The organism is Pediococcus damnosus (genome assembly GCF_001437255.1).
Classification (GTDB): domain Bacteria; phylum Bacillota; class Bacilli; order Lactobacillales; family Lactobacillaceae; genus Pediococcus; species Pediococcus damnosus.
The window spans coordinates 1-4,929 of record NZ_JQBD01000109.1; the positions used below are offsets into that span (position 1 = coordinate 1).

A 4,929-nucleotide genomic window follows, 5' to 3' on the forward strand; every position below is an offset into this window, starting at 1 on the left:
CACCAATACGATTTGACAGAGACCCAAAAAACAGACGTCAACAAGCGTCTGTTCCAGTATATCACTCAGCATTCATATCGATTGAATTATTTTTGGGGGGATCTACTACAGCTTTCCTCTTCAAAAGAAAGTACACAAATATCATTAGAATAAATAAAGCCGTGATAAACGCTCCAATTAATTTACCAGGTGTTCTATAAACTAATTTCAGATTCACTACATTTTTGTGCTTATTTGGAACAACTCCTATAAATGCATTATTCACTTTAATAATTTTTGCATTTTTCTTATCAATAGTCGCTTTCCAACCTTTAGAGTATGGAATTGTAGTTTCAATTATGCCACTGCTTTTTGTTTTAATTCTAGTATTTAAACCATTGTTAAAGTAGCTAACCTTTTTATTTGATTTTGTTAACTTAGAAAACTTCTTTGTGAGTGAATGGGCATCAAGTTGAATCATTTTAATGCGGAATTTGTACTTACCGGGTTTTTCAAAACGGAGAGTAATATAATCGTTTTTGTTTTGAACGCCACCCATATTCACAACACCGGTAGTTATTTTTTTATAAAAGCTTAATCCTCCAGGATCATTAAAACCCGGCTGCGCTAATCTCTCTCTTTTGTTATTCATTGAGAACAACATGGACCAGGTATTCCTGTCACTACTTGAATTGTTAATGATATTTCCAAAGTTTTGATATCTTTTTAGGACTGATCTTTTCCCAGGTTCATAAGGCTCAAAACTTATCTTCGAAATATCCAAGTGCAATTCATTTTGCTGTTGCAACAAGCCTTTAGGCAATCTTAATTTCAAACTAGTATTACTCTTATTTGTATTATACGATATAACATTGGTTTTATTTTTGGAAAAGGAAACTACCTTGCTTTTTCTTTTGGCGGTTCCAAATTGGTGTAATACTGTTCCACCATTATTTGAGATCGATCCATGCTTCAAATCAGCAGGATCATTCACAGCTGCTGTGTACGCTAACCCAGCTTCTTTTACAGAAGGTAATTCTTTATTATAGGAATGCATATCTTGCAAATTTGACTGCCAAAAAGCTATCGGTAAAGACGAAATAGATTTGTGAAAATATATATTTTTTTGATAAAAAGTTGCCTTTTGTTCATACCCGTTAATTGCATAATTTGGAGAATTATTTATATAATATTGAACGCCCAAATATCTTAATAAAGTACTTCGACTATCCAAATGAGTCAATGGAACTAAGTTAGTACCATTAAGTATTTGCATATCAGATCCAAAATTAGTCAAGCTTTTGCTCTGAATTGAATAATAAGAGTTAATATAGCTGTATGGAGAGACAAGAGAGGCATTTTGCGAAATTACAGAAATTGGTGATTTCACGCCAATCGCCGACATCACCCTAGTATTAGTTTTTACATTTTTTTGATTATTATAGAATGGATTTCTTATAGACATTTTAGCCTGTCTAAATGGTAATAATTCTCTGCTTAGATTTCTTCCTCTGGGGTAAAAACTAAAAGATATCCAAATAATCGAATTAAGCATAACAACAAGGATGAATATTCTCGACCATTTTTTTCCAATATGATTTTTCATCAAGAGTATTAACAAAAGAACAAATAAAAATGCCAATGACAAAATATCTGCTGTCGCAGTTCCAAGTATTGAATCCACTAACGCAACATAAAAAGAAACTATCACACATGAATAGAACCAAAGTTTCTTTTCTTTATCACTAATTTTTGATAAATCGTCGATAAAAAATACAACTGATAATGCAAACGGAAATGTTAATAGGAAGGTCCAACGATTTGACGGAAGCGAAAATCCATTAAATATTGAAGCGAACACCGGTAATAAGAGCATTACTGTAGCAGCTATATAAATACATACGAGTTCTCTATATTTCCTGTAGTTAAAGATAACATGAACTATTGCAATGAAAACTAATGAGCTCCCTATTGAAGTGAGCCAAAATAAGTTAAATTTATTCCCACCAATAAGCAAACTCGGCAAATTTAAATAATAGCTCAAAGGATATTTTATGAGTTTAAAAATTCCAGATATACCCTCGGATCTTCCGGAATTTAACATACCAATCAATTCAGGGATAACCAGCCACGCCGATAAACCTACGCCCAGTATGGACGCACCACTAAATCTAGCAAGAATTGTAAACGATTCTTTTTTTATTTTTTGGAAATTTATTGCATAAAGCAGTATTACATATAGAAGTCCTCCAGTAACAAACATATATGCAAAATACAGATTATTTAATAGTATGAGCATGACAGTTAAAGCAAAAGGCATAATTTGTTTGCTAAAAAACAAAAGATTAATACTGTAAACAAATATTGGTAATAATATTAATATATTCAGAAAGAAAGGCTGATATGTTACCGAAAACAAAGCAAATCCACTAGATATATAGCAAATTGTGCCTGCCAGAGTGCTCACAAGTTTTCGATGTCCCATTTTCCATGAAATAATAAGAAAACTCAGACCAACAAAATACAACCTCAAAAGACTAACTATCTGAAAGCCTTTCACAAAAAATCTAGTCGGAAATAACGCGGTTATGTATGCAAACGGATCCCCCATAACATAAAATCCGAAGTGCTGAATTATATCTCCCCCAAGACCAATTTTCCAAGACCAATATTGAGGGTGTAAGGGATCCTTAAAAAAACGTAAAAGTAATTTGTGAAGTTCGTAATTTATTGGCACATGTTGTTGAATGACGTCATGATTTGAGAGTAAAGAAAGACCCAAAAAATAGAAAATTCCATAAGTCAATCCGATAATGATTAGAAAAACTAATGTATATTTCCAAAAAATTCCCTTTTTGGCTCTTCTATCTTCAGAATGCATCTTTTACCTCCAAGAAACTAATCTATTTAAATTGTTGCGCCTTGTTCTGAGTCTTTGTGTAAGTTGGATGCATAAGTACACTAGGATCAGAAATACTCTTTGTAATGGAATGACCTGAAACAGTCACAAGAGCAAAGAACACCATTATAACAGCAGCAACACCAATCAGCCACTTGGTTAGAGTGGTCATCTTAGTCGGTAAAACTTCTGAATAAAAGTTTTTATGAACTTTGCGTGCAGCCTCATGCTCACTAGTACCATGATCTTCTTGCTCTTTTTGTACTATTGACTTTTCATAAGCATCAATATCAAAATCTAATTGTAATTGTTTTTTATCTTTTTGATATTTACTGCGTTCTGCTGATGTTACTTTTTTAAAATCTGAAGAAAACTTGCGATAGTCATTTACAGTTTTCTTAGTATCGCCAATTTCTCGTAACTCTCCAAAATGAATCCATGCTACACGATCACAAAGCATTTCAACCTGTTTAAGGGAATGACTTACAAAGACAATTGTTTTTCCTTCTTTTTTAAATTCTTGAATCTTTTTCAAACATTTTTGATAGAAAGTATCGTCACCAACTGACAAAGCTTCATCAATAATTAAAATATCAGGATTAATATGAACAGCAATCGCAAACCCTAAACGAGAGCGCATACCTGAAGAATAGTCCTTTACCGGCTGATTAATAAAATCTCCGATATCAGCGAACTCAATGATATCTTCCCGGACAGCAGCGATTTCTTCGAAAGTCAAGCCTTGCATCAATCCTTTAAGCCGAATGTTCTCTAATCCAGTTAAGCTCCATTTCAAACCAGCACTAATTGCTACAATTGAGGTATCACCCTTAACGTCAACAAATCCTGTTGTTTGCGGTATAATTCCTGAAATAATGTTGGATATTGTTGATTTTCCTGAACCATTAACACCAATAATTCCAAGTGCTTCTCCCTGATGAACCTCAAGACTAATTCCTTTAAGAGACCAAAAGTGAGGAACCTCATGACGCTTTTTAAGGCTAAAAAAAGTTTTTAATTTATCATTTTTGCTTTGATATAAATCATACTCTTTAGTAACATTTTCCAATTTGATTTTATAGTCTTCAGACATTATAAATTTTCTCCATTCTATCTAAATCAAATCCACGAAGTTTGCACGGAACTTGTTGTGCAAGAAAGTCCCAACAGCCATTACAATAAACACAAACATCCAAAATACTATTGTAATTGTCAGATTAGGTTCTTGCCAAACCCATCCACGATTTAGCATCGATTCACGCATTCCGTTAATAATGTAATAAAAAGGATTCAATTCAAGGATTCGAATTAAAATAGCAGGGAAATTAGATGTTGCAAAGTTAAAAAGTACCCCACTCATATAAAATAGCATCCGTAAAATAGACTGCAACGTAATTTGCCAATCACGAATTAAAACGGTAACGGTTGAATTGAAAATTCCTAACGCGTACATCAAAGCAATCATACAAACAAAATAATAAAGAAATTGAATCCAAGAAAACGTTGGCATCATATGGTTACAAAACATTAAGAAAATTGAAAAAGCAAGCATTGTCCAAAAACTGGCAAGATTACCCACAATCTTGATAGAAGGTAAAACGCTCACTGGAAATTTCATTTTCGAAACTAATCCAACTTGTTGATAGACACTTTTGGAAGCATCTAAAACCGTTTTATTCATATACAACCAAGGTGTAATTCCCAGGACCATCCAAGGCAAATATGGTACACCGGGCATTGGATCACCACGACGCAAGGCAACCCCAAACACTAAATAGTAAATTCCGATTTGAATTAGCGGATTCAAGAATTCCCATGCTAATCCTAAATAGTGACTTTGATAAGTTGCCTTATCATCAAATTTTGACATTCTTTGAATAATTTTGAAATTGGAAAATTGTTCAGAGATTATCTGAAACATCGTATGCATTATCCTAACCCCTTATTCTTTAATCGTTTCTTATTTCACATTCTGATAGTATAGTCGTTTAATTGAAAAGCGTCAATTTGTGTTTCAAAACGTATGTGTCAAGTTTTCCTAGGTGCCTTAT

General features: G+C 33.2%; 3 protein-coding genes. All 3 read right to left on the reverse strand.

Annotation, left to right across the window (positions count from 1 at the left end):
* Nucleotides 1–61 precede the first annotated feature (61 nt).
* Genes IV84_RS09500 through IV84_RS09510 form a run of 3 tightly spaced genes read right to left on the reverse strand, consistent with a single transcriptional unit; the run spans nt 62 to nt 4,808 of the window.
* Complete coding sequence (locus IV84_RS09500) at nt 62–2,860, reverse strand: YfhO family protein (protein ID WP_056986558.1); 2,799 nt, start codon at nt 2,858–2,860, stop codon at nt 62–64.
* A gap of 22 nt (nt 2,861–2,882) precedes the next feature.
* The gene (locus tag IV84_RS09505) at nt 2,883–3,971 is read right to left on the reverse strand and encodes an ABC transporter ATP-binding protein (RefSeq protein WP_046872458.1); all 1,089 of its coding nucleotides are present in this window, start codon (nt 3,969–3,971) and stop codon (nt 2,883–2,885) included.
* A 21-nt stretch (nt 3,972–3,992) separates the two neighbouring features.
* The gene (locus tag IV84_RS09510; protein ID WP_046872457.1) at nt 3,993–4,808 is read right to left on the reverse strand and encodes an ABC transporter permease; all 816 of its coding nucleotides are present in this window, start codon (nt 4,806–4,808) and stop codon (nt 3,993–3,995) included.
* Nucleotides 4,809–4,929: the final 121 nt, after the last annotated feature.

Bases quoted from the DNA above. Each gene is read 5' to 3' on its own strand.
- IV84_RS09500 (WP_056986558.1), bottom strand. From the start codon at position 2,860: ATGCATTCTGAAGATAGAAGAGCCAAAAAGGGAATTTTTTGGAAATAT.
- IV84_RS09505 (WP_046872458.1), bottom strand. From the start codon at position 3,971: ATGTCTGAAGACTATAAAATCAAATTGGAAAATGTTACTAAAGAGTAT.
- IV84_RS09510 (WP_046872457.1), bottom strand. From the start codon at position 4,808: ATGCATACGATGTTTCAGATAATCTCTGAACAATTTTCCAATTTCAAA.